The following is a 16,531-nucleotide window of genomic DNA, read 5'->3' as shown; positions in this document are numbered from 1 at the left end:
CTTGATGGACCGGCTGATAGAGCCTATCCCCAGGCTTGCGACACTTTCTTGTTTTCAGGTGTCGGGTAAAACAGTCTATCCCCAGACTGTTTTACTCCCACTCAACTGTTGCTGGTGGTTTACTTGTGATGTCATAGACGATGCGGTTGACGTGGTCAACTTCGTTTACGATGCGGACGGAGATTTTCTGTAGGACTTCCCATGGTAGTTTGGCAAAGTCAGCAGTCATTCCGTCAACAGAAGTGATGGCACGGATGGCAATAGTGTAGTCGTAGGTTCGACCGTCACCCATAACACCTACAGAGCGGACACCAGTATTGACTGTGAAATATTGCCATACATCGCGGTCAAGACCTGCTTTTGCAATTTCCTCCCGCAAGATAGCGTCAGATTCACGGACAGTTTGAAGTTTTTCTTCTGTGATTTCACCCATGACACGAATGGCAAGGCCTGGTCCTGGGAATGGCTGCCGCCACACAACCTCATCCGGCATACCAAGAGCAGTACCGAGGGCACGAACTTCATCTTTAAAGAGAGTATTGAGCGGTTCAATCAACTTGAACTGCATATCTTCTGGCAGACCACCAACGTTGTGGTGAGATTTGATTGTCTCAGCAGTATCCGTTCCTGACTCGATAATATCAGTATAAAGTGTTCCTTGCGCTAGGAATTCAACATCAGTCAACTTGCTTGCTTCGTCGTCAAATACGTAAACGAATTCATTACCGATGATTTTACGTTTCTTCTCAGGGTCAGATACGCCAGCAAGTAGGTCTAAGAAACGCTTAGCAGCATCAACGCGAATGATATTTAGACCGAACTTGCCGCCCAACATCTCCATAACCTGATCGCCTTCATTCTTACGAAGAAGACCGTGGTCAACAAAGATACAGGTCAATTGATCGCCGATAGCACGTTGAAGTAGGACACCAACAACTGATGAATCAACACCACCTGACAAACCAAGCAAGACTTTCTTGTCACCGACTGTTTGACGGATTTTTTCGATTTCTGTTTCAATGAAATTTTCCATTGTCCAGTCGCCCTTAGCACCACAGATACCAAATGCGAAGTTTTTCAAAATATCATTTCCATAAACCGAATGACGAACTTCTGGGTGGAACTGAATACCGTAGATACGGCGTTCTGTGTTTTCAATGGCTGCGTAAGGGCAGTCAGCAGAAAGACCAACCAAGTGGAAGTCAGCAGGAATTTCAGTTACAGCATCCCCGTGGCTCATGAGTACAAGCTGTTCTTCTGGTGTGCCAGCAAACAGAGCTGATTCAGCCTTCAGTTGAAGATTTGATTGACCATATTCACGGTTTCCAGCCTCACCAGCAGGAACAACCTTACCACCCAATTTGTGAGTAATCAGCTGCATGCCGTAACAAATCCCCAAGATTGGAATACCTAATTCAAAGATTTCTGGGTCAATATCGAAGGCATTTTCAGCATAAACAGAGTTTGGACCACCTGAAAGAACGATACCGATCGGATTGATGGCACGAACTTCTTCAGCAGTAATTTTGTGATTTTTCAATTCTGAAAAGACACCAAATTCACGAATGCGACGTGAGATGAGCTGATTGTATTGACTTCCATAATCCAATACAATAATTTTTTGGACATCTTGTTTTGTCATGTTTTTCCCTTTCATTTTGAAAATAATTCAAATACTGTTCCTTATTTTATCATAAAAACGAACATTTTCCAAACTATAATTGTCAAATATCTGTTTTGCAAACTATGGAAGTTTTTTAGAAAACAAGCGTTCGTCTTTTTCTAGATTTTACTGAGTTTGTTATAGGGAAAGGGTGCAGATTGTTTGTCTGCGAGATTTTTACAGATAAAAATCGGTCTAGATTAGTCAAAATCACGATATTTTGGTAAACTAGAAGCAAGAAAGGCTAGACAGATGAAAGCAGCATACATTACCATTCATGATAAATTAAAAGAACAGATTGACAAGGGAGTTTGGGCGGTTGGACAGCGTTTGCCAAGCGAGCGAGATTTGGCTGACGAGTTTGGCGTTTCACGCATGACCTTGCGCCAGGGCATTACCCTGCTGGTCGAAGAAGGGGTTCTTCAACGTAAGGTGGGTTCAGGAACCTATGTGGCAAACACTCGGGTCCAAGAAAAGATGCGTGGAACAACCTCTTTTACTGAATTGGTACAACTCCAAGGGAAAATGCCGAGCAGTCAGTTGTTGTCTTATACTCGTACCAAACCAAATGAGAAAGAAGTTGAGCAACTTGCTTTAGGTAAGGGGGAATACGTTATTCGGATGGAGCGGGTTCGCTATGCTGATAATGTCCCTGTGGTCTATGAGGTAGCCAGCATTCCCGAACGCTTGATTAAGAACGTTCCCAAGGAAGATGTGACTAACCATTTCTTCAAAACCCTTATTGATAATGGCTATCGGATTGGAACAAGTAAACAAACCATTTTTGCCCGACTGGCTAATGAAAAGGTCGCCAAATATTTAGAAATTTCGAAAAATCAAGCTATTCTAGCTTTAAGACAGGTTTCTTATCTGGAAGACGGACAAGCCTTTGAGTATGTCAATAGCCAGTATGTTGGTGAACGGTTCGAGTTTTATCTGGAGAATAATTAGTAGCTCTATGCTCTATTTTATGACATAATATAAATTATGTAAACAACGTCTGTTTTCTAGATACGGAAGCAGATGTTTCTATTTATTTAAGACGGAATTTTTGATATAATAAAGCTTATGGAAATTGAAAAAACCAACCGAATGAACGCCTTGTTTGAATTCTATGCAGCCTTGCTGACAGATAAGCAAATGAACTACATTGAGCTATATTATGCAGATGATTATAGCTTGGCTGAGATTGCTGAGGAATTTCAAGTTAGCCGTCAGGCGGTATATGACAATATTAAACGAACAGAAAAATTGCTGGAAGATTATGAGATGAAGCTGCATATGTATTCTGACTATGTAGTGCGTAGTCAGATTTTCGATGAGATGCTGAATAAGTATCCTGAGGATTCTTATTTGAAGGAAAAAATCGCTATTCTAACCAGTATTGATAATAGAGAGTAAGAGGAGAAGTACATGGCTTTTGAAAGCTTAACAGAACGTTTGCAGAGTGTCTTTAAAAATCTGCGTCGTAAGGGAAAAATTTCTGAGAGTGATATTCAGGAAGCAACCAAGGAAATCCGTCTAGCCTTACTAGAAGCCGACGTTGCCTTGCCAGTTGTTAAAGATTTCATCAAGAAGGTACGTGAACGTGCTATCGGACACGAAGTCATTGAAACCTTGAACCCTGCTCAACAAATCATCAAAATCGTTGATGAAGAATTGACGGCTGTATTGGGTTCTGAAACTTCAGACATTATCAAGTCACCAAAAATTCCAACTATCATTATGATGGCTGGTTTGCAGGGGGCTGGTAAAACGACCTTTACAGGTAAGTTGGCCAATAAACTCAAGCAGGAAGAGAATGCTCGTCCTCTCTTGATTGCGGCCGATATTTATCGTCCAGCTGCCATTGACCAGTTGAAAACCCTAGGTCAGCAAATTGATGTACCTGTATTCGAGTTGGGTAATCAAGTCCCTGCCCTGGAGATTGTACGCCAAGGTTTGGAGCAAGCCAAAGCCAATCATAATGACTATGTCTTGATTGATACGGCCGGTCGTTTGCAGATTGACCAAGCTCTCATGGCCGAATTGAGAGAAATCAAAGATTTTGCCCAACCAAATGAAATTCTCTTGGTTGTTGATGCCATGATTGGTCAGGAAGCTGCCAACGTTGCGCGTGAGTTCAATGATCAACTGGCTATTACTGGTGTGATTTTGACCAAGATTGACGGTGATACACGTGGTGGTGCTGCCCTGTCTGTCCGTCACATTACTGGTCAGCCAATCAAATTCACCGGTACTGGTGAAAAAATCACAGATATTGAAACCTTCCACCCAGACCGTATGTCTTCTCGTATCTTAGGTATGGGTGACATGCTGACCTTGATTGAAAAAGCCAGCAAAGAATACGACGAGAAGAAATCATTGGAACTCGCTGAAAAAATGCGTGAGAATACCTTTGATTTCAACGATTTCATCGATCAGCTGGACCAAGTTCAAAATATGGGACCAATGGAAGACCTGCTGAAGATGATTCCAGGTATGGCTGGCAACCCAGCTCTTGCCAACTTAAAAGTTGACGAGCGAGAAATTGCACGAAAACGAGCAATTGTATCCTCTATGACACCAGCTGAACGTGAAAATCCTGACTTGTTAACACCTAGCCGTCGCCGTCGTATTGCTAACGGTTCAGGAAATAGCTTTGTAGAAGTTAATAAATTTATCAAAGATTTCAACCAAGCCAAAACAATGATGCAAGGTGTCATGTCTGGTGATATGAGCAAGATGATGAAACAAATGGGGATTAACCCAAATAATCTTCCTAAAAATATGCCAAATATGAATGGTATGGATATGTCTGCTCTTGAAGACATGATGGGCGGTGCAGGAATGCCTGATATGAGCCAACTGATGGGAGGAGCTGGTATGCCAGATATGTCCCAAATGTTTGGAGGCGGTTTGAAAGGTAAAATTGGTGAGTTTGCTATGAAACAAGCCATGAAACGCCAAGCCAATAAAATCAAGAAAGCCAAAAAGAAGAGAAAATAATCTCTTCTTTTTACTTTTTTGTTCGAAGTGGTTAAGTTTTAGCAATAGAAAATAGGAGTAGGATGGTAGAAAAGAGCGCTATTTTGCAGTCTGAATTTCCGTTATAAAGGAAAGTTTTAAAAAAGTCCCTCATACTCGACATTTTAGGCAATGTCCGTTAAAATAGAAAAATAACGATAATCAAAGGACAAGTCATGAATTATATCGCAATAATAGGAAATATTATCCATTCAAAACAGGTTTCCCAGCGTTCAAACACTATAGAAGGTCTAAAACAGCAGCTGCATAGTATCAATTATTCTTTTTCCCAGAACTTGGCATCGCCATTTACCCTTACAAAGGGAGATGAATTTCAAGCCCTATGCAAGCCTAACCCTCATATATTTTTGATGATTGACCAAATTCAACTGGCTTTTCGTGATCAGCTAGAAATTAAATTTGGAATTGGTCTGGGGAAAATTTTGACAGTCATCGACCCAAAACAAAGCATTGGAGTGGATGGACCTGCTTATTGGGAAGCACAGAAAGCGATAAAGGTCATTCAAGATAAGGATGACTATGGTAGTAGCCTAGTTGCTTTTTCTTCTGAATACAAGCAAATTGACCGTGTTATCAATCCTTTACTTACTTCAAGTGATTTTATCAAAGCTACTTGGAATAGTTCACAAACAGACTTGTTTGAATTCTTAATCAGCAATAAAATCTATCAGGAAGAATTTAAGCAAAAGCCAATTTCCGAGAAGATGAAACTCAGCCAAAGCGCCTTTACCAAACGCTTGAAGTCTAGTGGAATAAAACTTTATTTCCGAAATCGAAAAACAGCTATGGATTTAATCCTGCAGCTCAGTCAAAGAAGCTAATTATGTTTACATAATTTATATTGTGTAATTTTTTTAGAATTCTAATCGCAATATAATTTCATCTTCATCATATTCGCCCGTTTCAACAAAGCCAAGCGATTGATACAAGGCTTTGGCTGGGGTGTTTTGAGATAAAATGCAGAGCTGGACAGCTGAAAATTTTCTTTCTGAGCGGAATTTTTCCAGCAACTGTGTCATAGCCTGACGACCCAAACCTTGTCGCTGGAAATTCGTATCAATAAAGAATTCAGAGATGAGATAGGCTTGTCGTTCAGGAAAATCATGGTATAAAATCAAGCCAATCGGACAATCTTGCTGGTAAATCAAATAAGCCTGACTATCAAACATTCGATAAGCAAAGGCACGTGCCAAGGTTGTTACCTTATCGGCGACAAACTCCGCTTGGTCAGGAGAAACAGATAACGGAACTCGCCAATTATCAGGACTGATAGGAACAAAATCTAACATAAAACATCCTTTCGTATTTGTTTATATTATATCATATTTTTTATTAACTAAATTTCCCTACATACATCTTTCCGAAAAACTATAATTTTCTTGAAAGTTATATGCGGTTATGCTATACTACTTATAGTCAAAACTGAAAAAACTTTTTCTCAAAAAATGTACATTATTCTTGGGAAAACTGGATTTTCTAAGGCGTATTATTTTGTACTTTTCAAACTAGTAAACTAAAATCAGGAGAAATACATGCGTCGCGAGTTATTATTGGAAAAAATTGATCAACTAAAAGAAATTATGCCTTGGTTTGTTCTGGAATATTATCAGTCAAAATTGGCTGTGCCTTACAGTTTTACTACCTTATATGAATACTTGAAAGAATACCGTCGTTTTTTTGAGTGGTTACAGGATTCAGATTTGGTGTCTGTGGAACGAATCGCTGACATTCCATTAGATGTTCTGGAACATTTGACAAAAAAAGATATGGAGGCTTTTATTCTTTATCTGCGGGAGCGTCCCCTGCTGAACGCGAATACCACGCAGAATGGTGTGTCACAGACCACCATTAACCGTACCCTGTCGGCTCTTTCTAGTCTCTTCAAGTATTTAACCGAAGAAGTGGAAAATGAGCAGGGCGAGCCCTACTTCTACCGCAATGTCATGAAGAAGGTGTCCACCAAGAAGAAGAAGGAAACCTTGGCGGCTAGGGCGGAGAACATCAAGCAAAAGCTATTTTTGGGCGATGAAACGATGGAGTTTTTGGACTATGTAGATAAGGAATACCAGGTCAAGCTTTCCAACCGTGCCCTCTCCTCCTTCCAGAAAAATAAGGAGCGGGATTTGGCGATTCTGGCGCTTCTCTTGGCTTCTGGCGTCCGTCTGTCAGAAGCGGTGAATTTGGATCTTCGAGATGTAAATCTCAATATGATGATTATCGAAGTAACCCGTAAAGGGGGTAAGCGGGACTCGGTCAATGTGGCTGGGTTTGCTAAGCCCTATCTGGAAACCTATATGAGCATCCGTCAGCAACGCTACAAGGCTGAAAAAACAGATACAGCCTTCTTCCTGTCCGAATACCGTGGTCTGCCCAATCGTATCGACGCTTCTTCTATTGAAAAAATGGTTGCGAAATATTCTGCGGACTTCAAGATACGCGTAACCCCCCACAAACTCCGTCATACATTGGCAACTCGCCTCTACGACGCCACCAAGTCGCAAGTTCTAGTCAGTCATCAGCTGGGGCATGCCAATACCCAGGTCACCGACCTCTACACCCATATCGTCAACGATGAGCAGAAAAATGCTCTGGATAAATTATGATTTTACGTAATATAAATTATGTAAAACAACACGAGTAAGTTCAAACTTACTCGTGTTTTCAATTATAGCAATTCTTTCAACTTTTCCTGATTGACAGCTGGGTACTGGTCCAAAAAGGCTGAGAGAGTTCGTAAAACGGCAGGAATATAACCAGTATGGTCGTTTTCCACCTGCAAGACTAAGAGTGGCTCGTGAAGGCTCATACGGAGCAAGAGCCAGCCGTCACCATAAGGCTCAGTCAGGTCAAACCGCACTCCTTCTTCGTTTTCTGGGTTAAAAGCAAAGCCTTCGAGGCTGGTTTGGCGGAGGTTAGCAATGACCTGTTCACCAAGTGCTCGATAATCTGTAGCTTCTAGTTTGAACCGCACTTCTTGGGTTTCCAGCGGTTGTTTAAGCTGGGCAATCAAGTCGTCCAAGGACTTGCCTTCCGCTTGCAGTTTGGGTAAGAGCATGAGAATCTTAGCCGCTACATAGGTTCCGTCATCGAGGAAGTAATTTTCTTTAAAGGCAGCGTGACCTGAGGTTTCGATAGCCAACTGGCAATCAACTCCCTCTTGGTTTGCTAAAATAGCACGGTTAATCACGTTGCGATAGCCTGAGATATAGCGTATTTGTTTACCGCCCAGGCTTTCTATAAAGACTTTAAGGTGTTCAGTTGTTGGGGAATTGGTCACAATGCTGGTTCCTGGATGTTCAGCTAGGACAATCTGGCTGAGAACGGCAATCAGGTTGTTACGATTGAGAATTTGACCTGACTTGGTGACCAGGGCGGCACGGTCAACGTCGGTATCAAAGATAATGCCTAGGTCTGCACCTTGCTTCAAGACAGCCTGACGAATGCTTTCCATAGCTTCCTTGTTATCAGGGTTTGGAACGTGATTTGGGAAGGTTCCGTCTGGGTCTAGGAATTGTGAGCCTGTGGTATCTGCTCCCAATTCTGCCAACACTTTCTCAGCAAAAAATCCGCCTGCACCGTTTCCAGCATCGACGATGATATTCAGACCTGTCAGTGGTTTTTCTTGTCCACCACAGGCGGTACGAATTTTATCAACCAGATCTTGGGCATAAGGCGTAATCAGGTCTGCACTGGTGACACTTCCAAGGGAAGAAGCTGGCAAGTCTTCACTATGCGAGAGGATGAAGTCGATATCTTCATGTTCTGCTCCGCCATTTTCCGAAAAAATCTTAATGCCGTTGAAGTAATAGGGCAGGTGGCTGGCAGTGATCATGACACCAGCGTGGCACTTGAACTGAGGGTACTGGGTGCTCATGAAAAGGGCTGGCGTGGTGGCCATGCCAAAATCAATCAGCTGAACGCCCAGACGAACAGCTTCTTCTTTAAAGGCAGCAACCAAGTCTGGACCGCTGAGGCGGCTGTCTCGGCCGATACCAATCTTGAGTTGTCCGTTTTGATAGGCTTGAGCCAGTTTTGGCTTCTGAGTTAGCCAATGAATCAGGCCACGGACGATTTCCTTGGTGGCTTGTGGCGTGAGATTGACGGCATATTCGTCCGTTGTAATCGCAATCCCGCGAATATCCGATCCGTTTTGTAAGGCGTGATGATGGGACATAGTAACCTCCTAATTCAAACTAAATTTAGTATATCATATTTTTAAGGCAGTTTCAAAATGAAAAAAGCACAGTTTTTACTGTACTTTAGTGATACTTACAGTTGTCCCAACTTCCAGTTGACTTTCGACGGAAATAGCTAGTTCCAACTGATTCAAGACCCGCTTTGTCAAATAAAGCCCAAATCCTGTCGCTTTTTGGTGTTCACGGCCATTAAAACCTGTAAAACCTTCGTCAAACAGGCGTGGAATGTCTTCTGCCAGAATGCCAATTCCCGTATCAGTAACGGAAATTCCCTCATTCAATTCAATGGCCACCTTTCCACCAGTCTTATTGTACTTGAGGGCGTTGTCGATAATCTGTGATAGGGCAAAACTAAGCCACTTTCTGTCGGTTTTCAGTAGCCAATTTCCATCGATGATCACTGAAATGTCCTTTTGCAAGAACTGATTGCGGTATTTTTTGACCAAATCCACCACCACTTCTCTTACTTCCACCTGCTCAAATCGAAAATCGCTGGCATGGTTGGTTAGTTTGAGGTAATTGAGGAGATTGGCCATGTAATTATCTAAGCGCAAGAGCTGGTGATTGACATCCTGCTGGTTGAGATTGCCAGTCTGGCTCATCAAAGACAGGGCAGCCAGAGGCACTTTCATCTGGTGGGACCACATTTTGACCATGGCTTGCAGGTCTTCTTCCCGCGACTTATAGACCAAAAGCTGCTCCCGTGTCGCCTCCTTCTCCGCTTCAATCAAGTTGAGATAGGCCAGGTCCACAGGCTTATTCAGCAGGGGCAGAGCTTCTTCATGGAGATAGTCTTCCAAGGCTCTCATGCGGTTGCGAAACTTCCAGAACAGGCCTACTGTCAGTAGGATGATAAGGGTTAGGGACAATAGCAGAGCGTTTTGCAGAAATTCGCTGGGCAGTTGATAGAGAAAGAAAAGCAAGATAAAACTAGTAGCCAGAACAATGTAGGAGAAGTAAAAACTCCGGTATTCACGGATAAATTTTGCTATCATTTGACCAAGTACCCCACGCCACGAACAGTATGAATTCGTTCAAAACCGACTTCACTCACCTTCTTACGCAGTCGAGTCATGTTGACATTTAGCGTATTCTGATCAATAAATTCTTCATTTTCCCAAAGTTTTTCCAAGAGCTCATCCTTGCTGACAATCTGCCCTTGTCGTTCTAGTAAGGCTGATAAAATCTTGGTTTCTGTTGGAGACAATTGAACCTGTTCCGATTCGTTTGAAAATCGCCCGTCCAAACTAAGCTGGAATTGGTCGATAGACAAGTCCGTTGTTTTGCTAAATTGATTAACCCGACGCAGAAAGGCACCGATTTTGGCATCCAAAATCCCTAGTGAAAATGGCTTGGACACAAAATCATCACCACCCATGTTCATAGCCATGACTGCATTCATCTCATCATCGCTAGAGGAGATAAAGATAATGGGCATGGTCATGGTTTTACGGATTTCTGTCGTCCAGTAAAAGCCGTTGTAATAAGGCAGGCTAATATCCATCAGCACTAAGTCTGGTTTGATTTCAGCAACCTCCTGACTGACGGCTCGGAAATTCTGCACGCTTTCTACTTGATAAGATTTTCCCAAATGCTGCTTCAAGAGCTGGACAATCATCTCATCGTCTTCAACAATATAAATCTTCTCTTTTTTCATCTTCTTCATTCTGCAAAAGCCAGGACACAAGTCTTGTTTTTTTATTTATATACTTCTTTTCGATGCCCGACTTCAAGAGCTGTTACGATCAATTTATCATCCTCAATGCTGACGATGACCCTGTAATTGCCGATACGATAGCGCCATTGGCCAGAACGATTGGCAGTCAAGGCTTTTCCGTATTGTCTGGGGTTGTCGGTCACATGACTAGACAGGTAGTTGGTAATCTGTTTTTGGGTAAATTTGTCCAACTTTTTCAACTGTTTGATAAAACGACTGGTCGGTACGAGTTTATAACAGGTCTTCATCCGTCAACCCCAACTCTTCCAACATTTCCTCCCAGCTAATCGGTTCAATGCCTTTCGCCAAGTCTGCCTCGTATTCAGCTAGAGCGATATCTGCCACACGCGCATCGTACTCGTCTTCAAGGGCTTCAAGGGTTTTAGTCCGAATGAGTTCTGACAAGCTGACACCTTCAAACTTTGCCATAGCCTGCATAAAGAGCTTGTCCTGCTCAGAAACTTTCAATGTGATAGCTGCCATTTTCTCACCTCTTCGAGTATTCCTTTGGTATTACCATTGTAACACCATTCCCCTGAAAAAGCAAGAAATCTCGCACAAGGCGAGACTTCTTCTACCGTTCAATAATGCGATAATAGGTTCGGCTGGTCCACTTGTAAATGACAAAGTAAATCAGAGCGACTGCCAGTAGGGTAATTCCGCTGACGGTATAAATCATAAGCGAAGAGGTGACACCAAGGGTCAATAGCATTTGCTTAAGCATAACAAGAGAAATCACGAAATGCAAGGTCGCCATAGCTAGTGGCATAAAGAAGACCGTAAGTGTTTGCGAGTTAATGGTCTTTTTGACCGCTGCTGCACTCATGCCCACTTCCTGTAAAATCTTGTAGGATTTCTTGTCCTCATGCCCTTCCGAATACTGCTTGTAGTAGATAATCAAGGCAGCACCCAGCAAGAAACTAATTCCCAGCAAGAAACCTGTAAAGAGGAAACCGCCTCTGAGGCCCATGAGCATATTATTGAAATCTGTTTTCTGCATGGCGTAACCAAAAGATTCTCCATTAGCATCGCTGATATTATAGGTATCACCTGCCTGTTCACCAACTTTTGCTACTTCTTCATCAGTCAAGTCAGTAAAGACACGGTAGTCTAGACTAACAAGAGAGCCTTGCGGATTATTGGATTCGTAATACTCACGTACAGCATCCAACACAGTATCATCACTGACTACCATAACGGCAGCATTGAGCGTATTAGTAATATCAGGGAAAATAGCTGTATCAAGATTTACTACATTCTCGAAAGTACTATCTCCCAAAGTGACTTTCTCTAGCAACGGCATTTCACTTGGACGGATAAAGGCAACTTGATTGGCAGCCAGCTCTGGCAGGTCATTGCCCAACTTCCGGAAATCATCTTGGGTGACGAAGTAGGTAAAGGCTATTTTGCTAAAGTCTGGATTGGCAATGGTTTCTGGACTAATGACAATCTCCTTCCCACCGTCATAGACCAGACCAGCTTGGTAGGTCAGGTAGGACAGACTATCTTCCGCTTTTTCTGGAAAATGGCTGAGCACCGATTGCTGATAGGCACTTTCACCCTGACTTCTATCCGCAACTTTGTAGGTAATAGATGTTTCCTTTGGATAAAGACCACTTGTCATGCTTGACATGCCAGTATAAAGTGAAGTCGTTGTTGCAATGGTCACAAAGGCCATGACTGCTAAGAGGGTAATATTTGCCAAACCAGTTGCATGCTGTTTCATACGGAAAATCATCTGCGACGTGGTAATGAAATGCTCTGGCGTGTAAAAATAGCGTTTGTTTTTCCGACGAGCCTTCAAATACCAAGTCATAAAGCTGATGTAGAACAAGTAGGTCCCCGCGATGACAAAGAGCACAGCGATGAAGAAACGAATGATGACGCCAACTCCTTCAGATTGAGAAGAAAGTGATAGGTAGTAACCAACCCCTAGGCTAAGTACACCGAGTGCTGCCAAGAGGAAATTCCCACGCGGCTCCTTCTCCCCTTTTTCACTAGCTCGGAATAAAATCAGCGGACTGGTCTTGCCAATAGTCCGAATAGCCAGTAATTCCAAGATAAAGAAGATACCTGCAAAGAGAAAGGCGGTCATGGCAAATGCCAGAGGAGCTATTCCAAAATGCAAATCACTATAATTTGTTAGATTGACAAAAATCAAGTAGAGAACATTTGCGAACACACCAGCTAAGACAGAACCAAGAACCACAACCAGTAAGAATATCATCATCAATTCTAGGCTGGCTATCAAGGCTACTTTTTTCTTGTTCATCCCCAGCATATTGTAAAGCCCGAACTCCCTAGTCCGTTGCTGCATGAGGAAATTAAAGCTATATATTTCCATAATGACCGAGAAAATGGTCAGAACAATCACGCCAAGACCGATAGAAATGGCACCTGAGCCCATGGTCTTCATTACTGGACTGAGCATGAGTAAGAACATAGAACAAATCAAGGTAAAGAGGACCAGACTGGCTAAAACAAAAGGAGCAAACACACCCATGGATTTTCGGATATTTTGTCCAGCAAGTTTGAGGTAAAACATCTATTCACCCCCTAAAAGTGCAGACATATTGAGCGAAATTTCCTTGGCAAAGTCTTGATTGCTCTTACCTGCCTTGTACAATTGGTGGAAAATCCGCCCGTCCTTGATAAAGAGTACTCGCTTAGCATGACTAGCTGCGTTGGCCGAGTGGGTCACCATGAGAATAGTTTGACCGTCACGGTTAATCTCTTCAAATAAATTCAGCAAATCTTCTGAATTGCGGTAATCAAGCGCAGCTGTCGGTTCGTCCGCTAGGACAATCTGTGGCTGGGTAATCAAACTACGAGCAATGGCCACGCGCTGCTTCTGTCCACCAGAAAGTTCAAAGGGACGTTTTTTCAGCAAATCTTGAATACGTAGTTTTGGCGCCAAGACTTTCAAACGTTTTTCCATTTCTTGATGGCTAGCTCGCGCCAATACCAGAGGTAAAAAGATATTGTCTTGGATGGACAGGGTGTCCAAAAGATTAAAATCTTGGAAGACAAAGCCCAGGTTACGCAAACGGAAATCGGCCAGCTCGCTCTCCTTGATTTTGGTAATATCTTGATTGTTCAAAAGAACAGAGCCACGAGTTGGCTTGTCCAAGGTTGCAAGAATGTTGAGTAAGGTTGTTTTACCAGAGCCACTTTCGCCCATAATGGCAATAAACTCGCCCTCTTCTACCTTAAAATCCACATCTTGCAAGGCACGAGTTTCCTCTTTTGAAAAGCGCGTGCGGTAAACTTTTTCTAAATGATTGATTTCTAATAACATATAAACTCCTAATTGTTTTCTTTGGATAAATCAACTGCATCAAGTAATGCTTGATAGTCGATTCGGTCTGACTCAGCAATATTATCTACTAAATCCACCTTATAATAACCATCCTGGACACCGATGACCCATTCCTTGCTAGTGGTTATATAGAGGTTATTCAAGGAAACAGTTTCTTTTACCGATCCATTATCTTTGACCGCTGGCCATTCCATAAACTTAGCTTCTGTTCTTTGGATACTATCTTCTGTTACTTCTACTTTACTAATAGCATAGTCTTTTCCTTTGTAATGAAAGGTCTGATAGCCTTCATCAAAGCTTAGACCTGCTGAAGATGAAGAGCAAGCCGTCAGAGTCATACCGCCCAAAACCAGCAGGGCAAATACATTCTTTTTCATAGTTTCCTCCCTCTAGTATGCCATAAATCGCATACTTTGCAAATCATGGGCAAGCTCCTCTAAAAATTCTGCTTGTTCCATGAGTTCAGCCTTTTCTTTTTCTGAGAATACCACCTCTTCCATTTTCTTTGCTTGTAAAAATTTAAATGACATATAATTTCCTTCTTTCTCTTTCTTATGAGTCTATTATAGTTCATTTACGGTACTACTACTCTTACAAGTTTGGTCTCAAAACTTACAAGTTTGTAAGAAAAAAGATACCATTTCTGGCATCTTCTACTGAGTTTATTTCGTTTTTCCAATGAAGTTAATCATCTCATCCAAGGTCGCCTTGCTATCGGTAACTAGAAGGTAGGCATCGTTTCCTTGCAATTCCGCAAAGGCATCTGGCATGCGTTTGACGGTTTTAATCTTACCAGCGAATTTCTGATGAATGTCATCTGCAGAGTGAACATAGTCAGTTGTATCACGACGAGTTGCTACCAAGCAGTATTGTGGTTCAAATCTACGTTCCTCAACTGTACCACCTGTTGCGATATTAGCATAGTCACGGAAGAGATCAATGGAATGGGCATAGTTGTAGGCTTCAACTGTGAAACCACCTGCCATACGGTTATTGTACTCAATCGCTATGTAATCATCGCCGTCCTTGAAAAACTCGATATGGAAGAAACGCTCCTTCATACCGAATGTTTTGACAATCGAACGACCGTATTCCACCAACTTGGGATCCAAGTCCTTCTCGATGTAGTAGGCGTTGTCTTTTTTAGACAACATAAGCTCCAGAGGTGTGTGCACATAGGTCAGACCTGTTTCAAAGATGACATTTCCCTTGGCATCGACCAAGCCGTCATAGGTGGTGATGATGCTGGAATCCACAAATTTCTCAAAGAAATAGACAACCTGACGGTCCCAATTTTGCTTGAAGGTTTCCAAATCTTCTGGGCCAGTCAATTTGAAGGTTCCTGAAGCCCCAACTCCGTTATCAGGCTTGGCAATCATGGGAAAACCGATGTGCTTGACCGCTCTATTGATGTCATTGTCTGTCCGCACCACTTGCCCTGGCACAACAGGCACTCCAGCCTGCTTGAAGTATTTTTTCATCTCGGACTTAAACTTGGTTTTCTTGAGGTGATTTGGCTTGGCACCGAAAACATCAAATTGCTTACGGAGACTAGCATCATTTTCCAACCAGTGCTCATTATGGGACTCGATGCGGTCGATTGGCCCGTGCTTATAAATCAAGAAAGCCGTCGCTCGCTTGACTTCATCGATATTTTCCAAGTCTTCCACGCGGAAGTATTCTGTAAGGGCATGGCGGAGCTCTTCAGGAAGTTGATCGTAGGGCTCTTGTCCAATCCCGAGTACCTTTACTCCCTCTTTCTTAGCCAGTTCAATGGTAAAAGGCTGGAAATTCTCAGGATAAAAGGGTGAAATCACTAAATAATTCATAGAAAACTCTCCTTATAGACCGATTGCGTGTAGGAAGTAAGGCATCTGCTTTCTCCACCAGACCCAATCATGTGCCACATCTGTCCCCCAGGTGTCAAACCAGGCTGGGATATTTTTCTCTTCAAATGCGCGTTTTAGATTATAAAATGAGTCTAAGCCATCTTGCTCCCAATCGCCTAAACCTGTGCAAACAATGATGTCTGCTTGGCGGTATTTATCAATAAACCAGCCGTCGTTTTGGTTCCAAATGTAATCTGATGGTGAGTTCTGATAGACTGCATCATCATGACCATAATCATGGTTGTTGTTGAAGAAACGAGCATCATAGACACCTGAAAGGGCGATAACTTTTGTAAATACATCTGGATGCTGGAGGAAGAAATTCAGTGCGTGATAAGCTCCCATAGAACAACCCGTTGTCATCATCCCATCAAACCAACCAGTCTTATGTTTGATAAATGGAATAGCTTCCTCAATTACATAACGTTCATAGGCACGATGAGCCTCTGCTTTATCATGAATGGATTTCCAATCTGCTAACCAGCTTTCTTTATCATGACTGGTAAGAGTGAAAAATTGGACATTCCCAGCTTCAATTGAGCCACGGCAGGCTTCAATCATACCAAAATCTGCGTATTCATTGTACGAACCGCCTGATGAAGCGAAAACAACTACAGGAATACCCGAGTGACCATAACGGTTGACATTCATTTCACGACCGAGATGACCTGACCAGTGACTTAAAAATTCTACATGCATATTCATTCTCCTAACTAATTC

18 protein-coding genes are annotated in these 16,531 nt (G+C 42.5%); 5 read left to right on the top strand and 13 right to left on the bottom strand.

What is annotated here, in order from left to right; all coding sequences use genetic code 11:
* Positions 1-91 precede the first annotated feature (91 nt).
* Positions 92-1,642 (bottom strand): glutamine-hydrolyzing GMP synthase, encoded by a 1,551-nt coding sequence (guaA, locus tag ACEE44_RS00750; RefSeq protein ID WP_449170897.1) that lies wholly within the window; start codon positions 1,640-1,642, stop codon positions 92-94.
* 273 nt (positions 1,643-1,915) lie between these two features.
* Between guaA and ACEE44_RS00745 the strand changes: the two genes are divergently transcribed.
* The 4 genes from ACEE44_RS00745 to ACEE44_RS00730 all read left to right on the top strand — a co-directional run bounded on the left by ACEE44_RS00745 (position 1,916) and on the right by ACEE44_RS00730 (position 5,511).
* Positions 1,916-2,614 carry a UTRA domain-containing protein gene (locus ACEE44_RS00745; RefSeq protein WP_172050424.1) on the top strand — a complete coding sequence of 233 codons (699 nt, stop codon included), beginning with the start codon at positions 1,916-1,918 and terminating at the stop codon, positions 2,612-2,614.
* 117 nt (positions 2,615-2,731) lie between these two features.
* Positions 2,732-3,064 (top strand): putative DNA-binding protein, encoded by a 333-nt coding sequence (locus ACEE44_RS00740; protein ID WP_002943217.1) that lies wholly within the window; start codon positions 2,732-2,734, stop codon positions 3,062-3,064.
* Positions 3,065-3,076: 12 nt separating this feature from the next.
* The gene (gene ffh, locus ACEE44_RS00735; protein ID WP_105210453.1) at positions 3,077-4,651 is read left to right on the top strand and encodes a signal recognition particle protein; all 1,575 of its coding nucleotides are present in this window, start codon (positions 3,077-3,079) and stop codon (positions 4,649-4,651) included.
* A gap of 194 nt (positions 4,652-4,845) precedes the next feature.
* Entirely contained in the window at positions 4,846-5,511 is a 666-nt protein-coding gene (locus ACEE44_RS00730; protein ID WP_449170896.1) for a SatD family protein, read from the top strand.
* A gap of 33 nt (positions 5,512-5,544) precedes the next feature.
* Here the strand turns inward: ACEE44_RS00730 and ACEE44_RS00725 are convergent, their stop codons facing one another.
* Complete coding sequence (locus tag ACEE44_RS00725) at positions 5,545-5,979, bottom strand: GNAT family N-acetyltransferase (RefSeq protein ID WP_449170895.1); 435 nt, start codon at positions 5,977-5,979, stop codon at positions 5,545-5,547.
* Positions 5,980-6,222: 243 nt separating this feature from the next.
* Between ACEE44_RS00725 and xerS the strand changes: the two genes are divergently transcribed.
* Positions 6,223-7,293, top strand: a complete 1,071-nt coding sequence (xerS, locus tag ACEE44_RS00720; RefSeq protein ID WP_449170894.1) for a tyrosine recombinase XerS — start codon at positions 6,223-6,225, stop codon at positions 7,291-7,293.
* 62 nt (positions 7,294-7,355) lie between these two features.
* Here xerS and ACEE44_RS00715 read toward each other — a convergent pair whose 3' ends face one another.
* The 11 genes from ACEE44_RS00715 to ACEE44_RS00665 form a co-directional block, all read right to left on the bottom strand.
* Positions 7,356-8,864: a phosphomannomutase/phosphoglucomutase gene (locus ACEE44_RS00715; protein WP_449170893.1), complete on the bottom strand. Its 1,509-nt coding sequence runs from the start codon at positions 8,862-8,864 to the stop codon at positions 7,356-7,358.
* 75 nt (positions 8,865-8,939) lie between these two features.
* On the bottom strand, positions 8,940-9,881 hold the full coding sequence (locus tag ACEE44_RS00710) for a sensor histidine kinase (RefSeq protein ID WP_449170892.1): 942 nt from the start codon (positions 9,879-9,881) through the stop codon (positions 8,940-8,942).
* On the bottom strand, positions 9,878-10,543 hold the full coding sequence (locus tag ACEE44_RS00705) for a DNA-binding response regulator (protein ID WP_449170891.1): 666 nt from the start codon (positions 10,541-10,543) through the stop codon (positions 9,878-9,880). The genes ACEE44_RS00710 and ACEE44_RS00705 overlap by 4 nt, the downstream gene beginning before the upstream one ends.
* A 41-nt stretch (positions 10,544-10,584) precedes the next feature.
* Entirely contained in the window at positions 10,585-10,851 is a 267-nt protein-coding gene (locus tag ACEE44_RS00700; RefSeq protein ID WP_024397888.1) for a type II toxin-antitoxin system RelE family toxin, read from the bottom strand.
* Entirely contained in the window at positions 10,835-11,086 is a 252-nt protein-coding gene (gene relB / locus ACEE44_RS00695) for a type II toxin-antitoxin system RelB family antitoxin (RefSeq protein ID WP_044675807.1), read from the bottom strand. Before relB ends, ACEE44_RS00700 begins: the two co-directional genes overlap by 17 nt.
* 91 nt (positions 11,087-11,177) lie before the next feature.
* Positions 11,178-13,148 (bottom strand): FtsX-like permease family protein, encoded by a 1,971-nt coding sequence (locus tag ACEE44_RS00690; RefSeq protein ID WP_192369479.1) that lies wholly within the window; start codon positions 13,146-13,148, stop codon positions 11,178-11,180.
* The gene (locus tag ACEE44_RS00685) at positions 13,149-13,901 is read right to left on the bottom strand and encodes an ABC transporter ATP-binding protein (RefSeq protein ID WP_449170890.1); all 753 of its coding nucleotides are present in this window, start codon (positions 13,899-13,901) and stop codon (positions 13,149-13,151) included.
* 8 nt (positions 13,902-13,909) lie between these two features.
* Positions 13,910-14,299: a NisI/SpaI family lantibiotic immunity lipoprotein gene (locus ACEE44_RS00680; RefSeq protein WP_449170889.1), complete on the bottom strand. Its 390-nt coding sequence runs from the start codon at positions 14,297-14,299 to the stop codon at positions 13,910-13,912.
* 12 nt (positions 14,300-14,311) lie between these two features.
* Complete coding sequence (locus ACEE44_RS00675) at positions 14,312-14,452, bottom strand: hypothetical protein (protein WP_398578714.1); 141 nt, start codon at positions 14,450-14,452, stop codon at positions 14,312-14,314.
* 132 nt (positions 14,453-14,584) lie between these two features.
* Complete coding sequence (locus ACEE44_RS00670; RefSeq protein WP_449170888.1) at positions 14,585-15,751, bottom strand: ATP-grasp domain-containing protein; 1,167 nt, start codon at positions 15,749-15,751, stop codon at positions 14,585-14,587.
* Between the two features lie 12 nt (positions 15,752-15,763).
* Positions 15,764-16,510 (bottom strand): esterase family protein, encoded by a 747-nt coding sequence (locus ACEE44_RS00665; protein WP_449170887.1) that lies wholly within the window; start codon positions 16,508-16,510, stop codon positions 15,764-15,766.
* Between the last annotated feature and the right edge of the window lie 21 nt (positions 16,511-16,531).

It is taken from the genome of Streptococcus sp. 32226D021BW, assembly GCF_053545015.1.
Note: the sequence above shows the minus strand (reverse complement) of the source record. Positions and strands in the feature narration are given on the sequence as shown.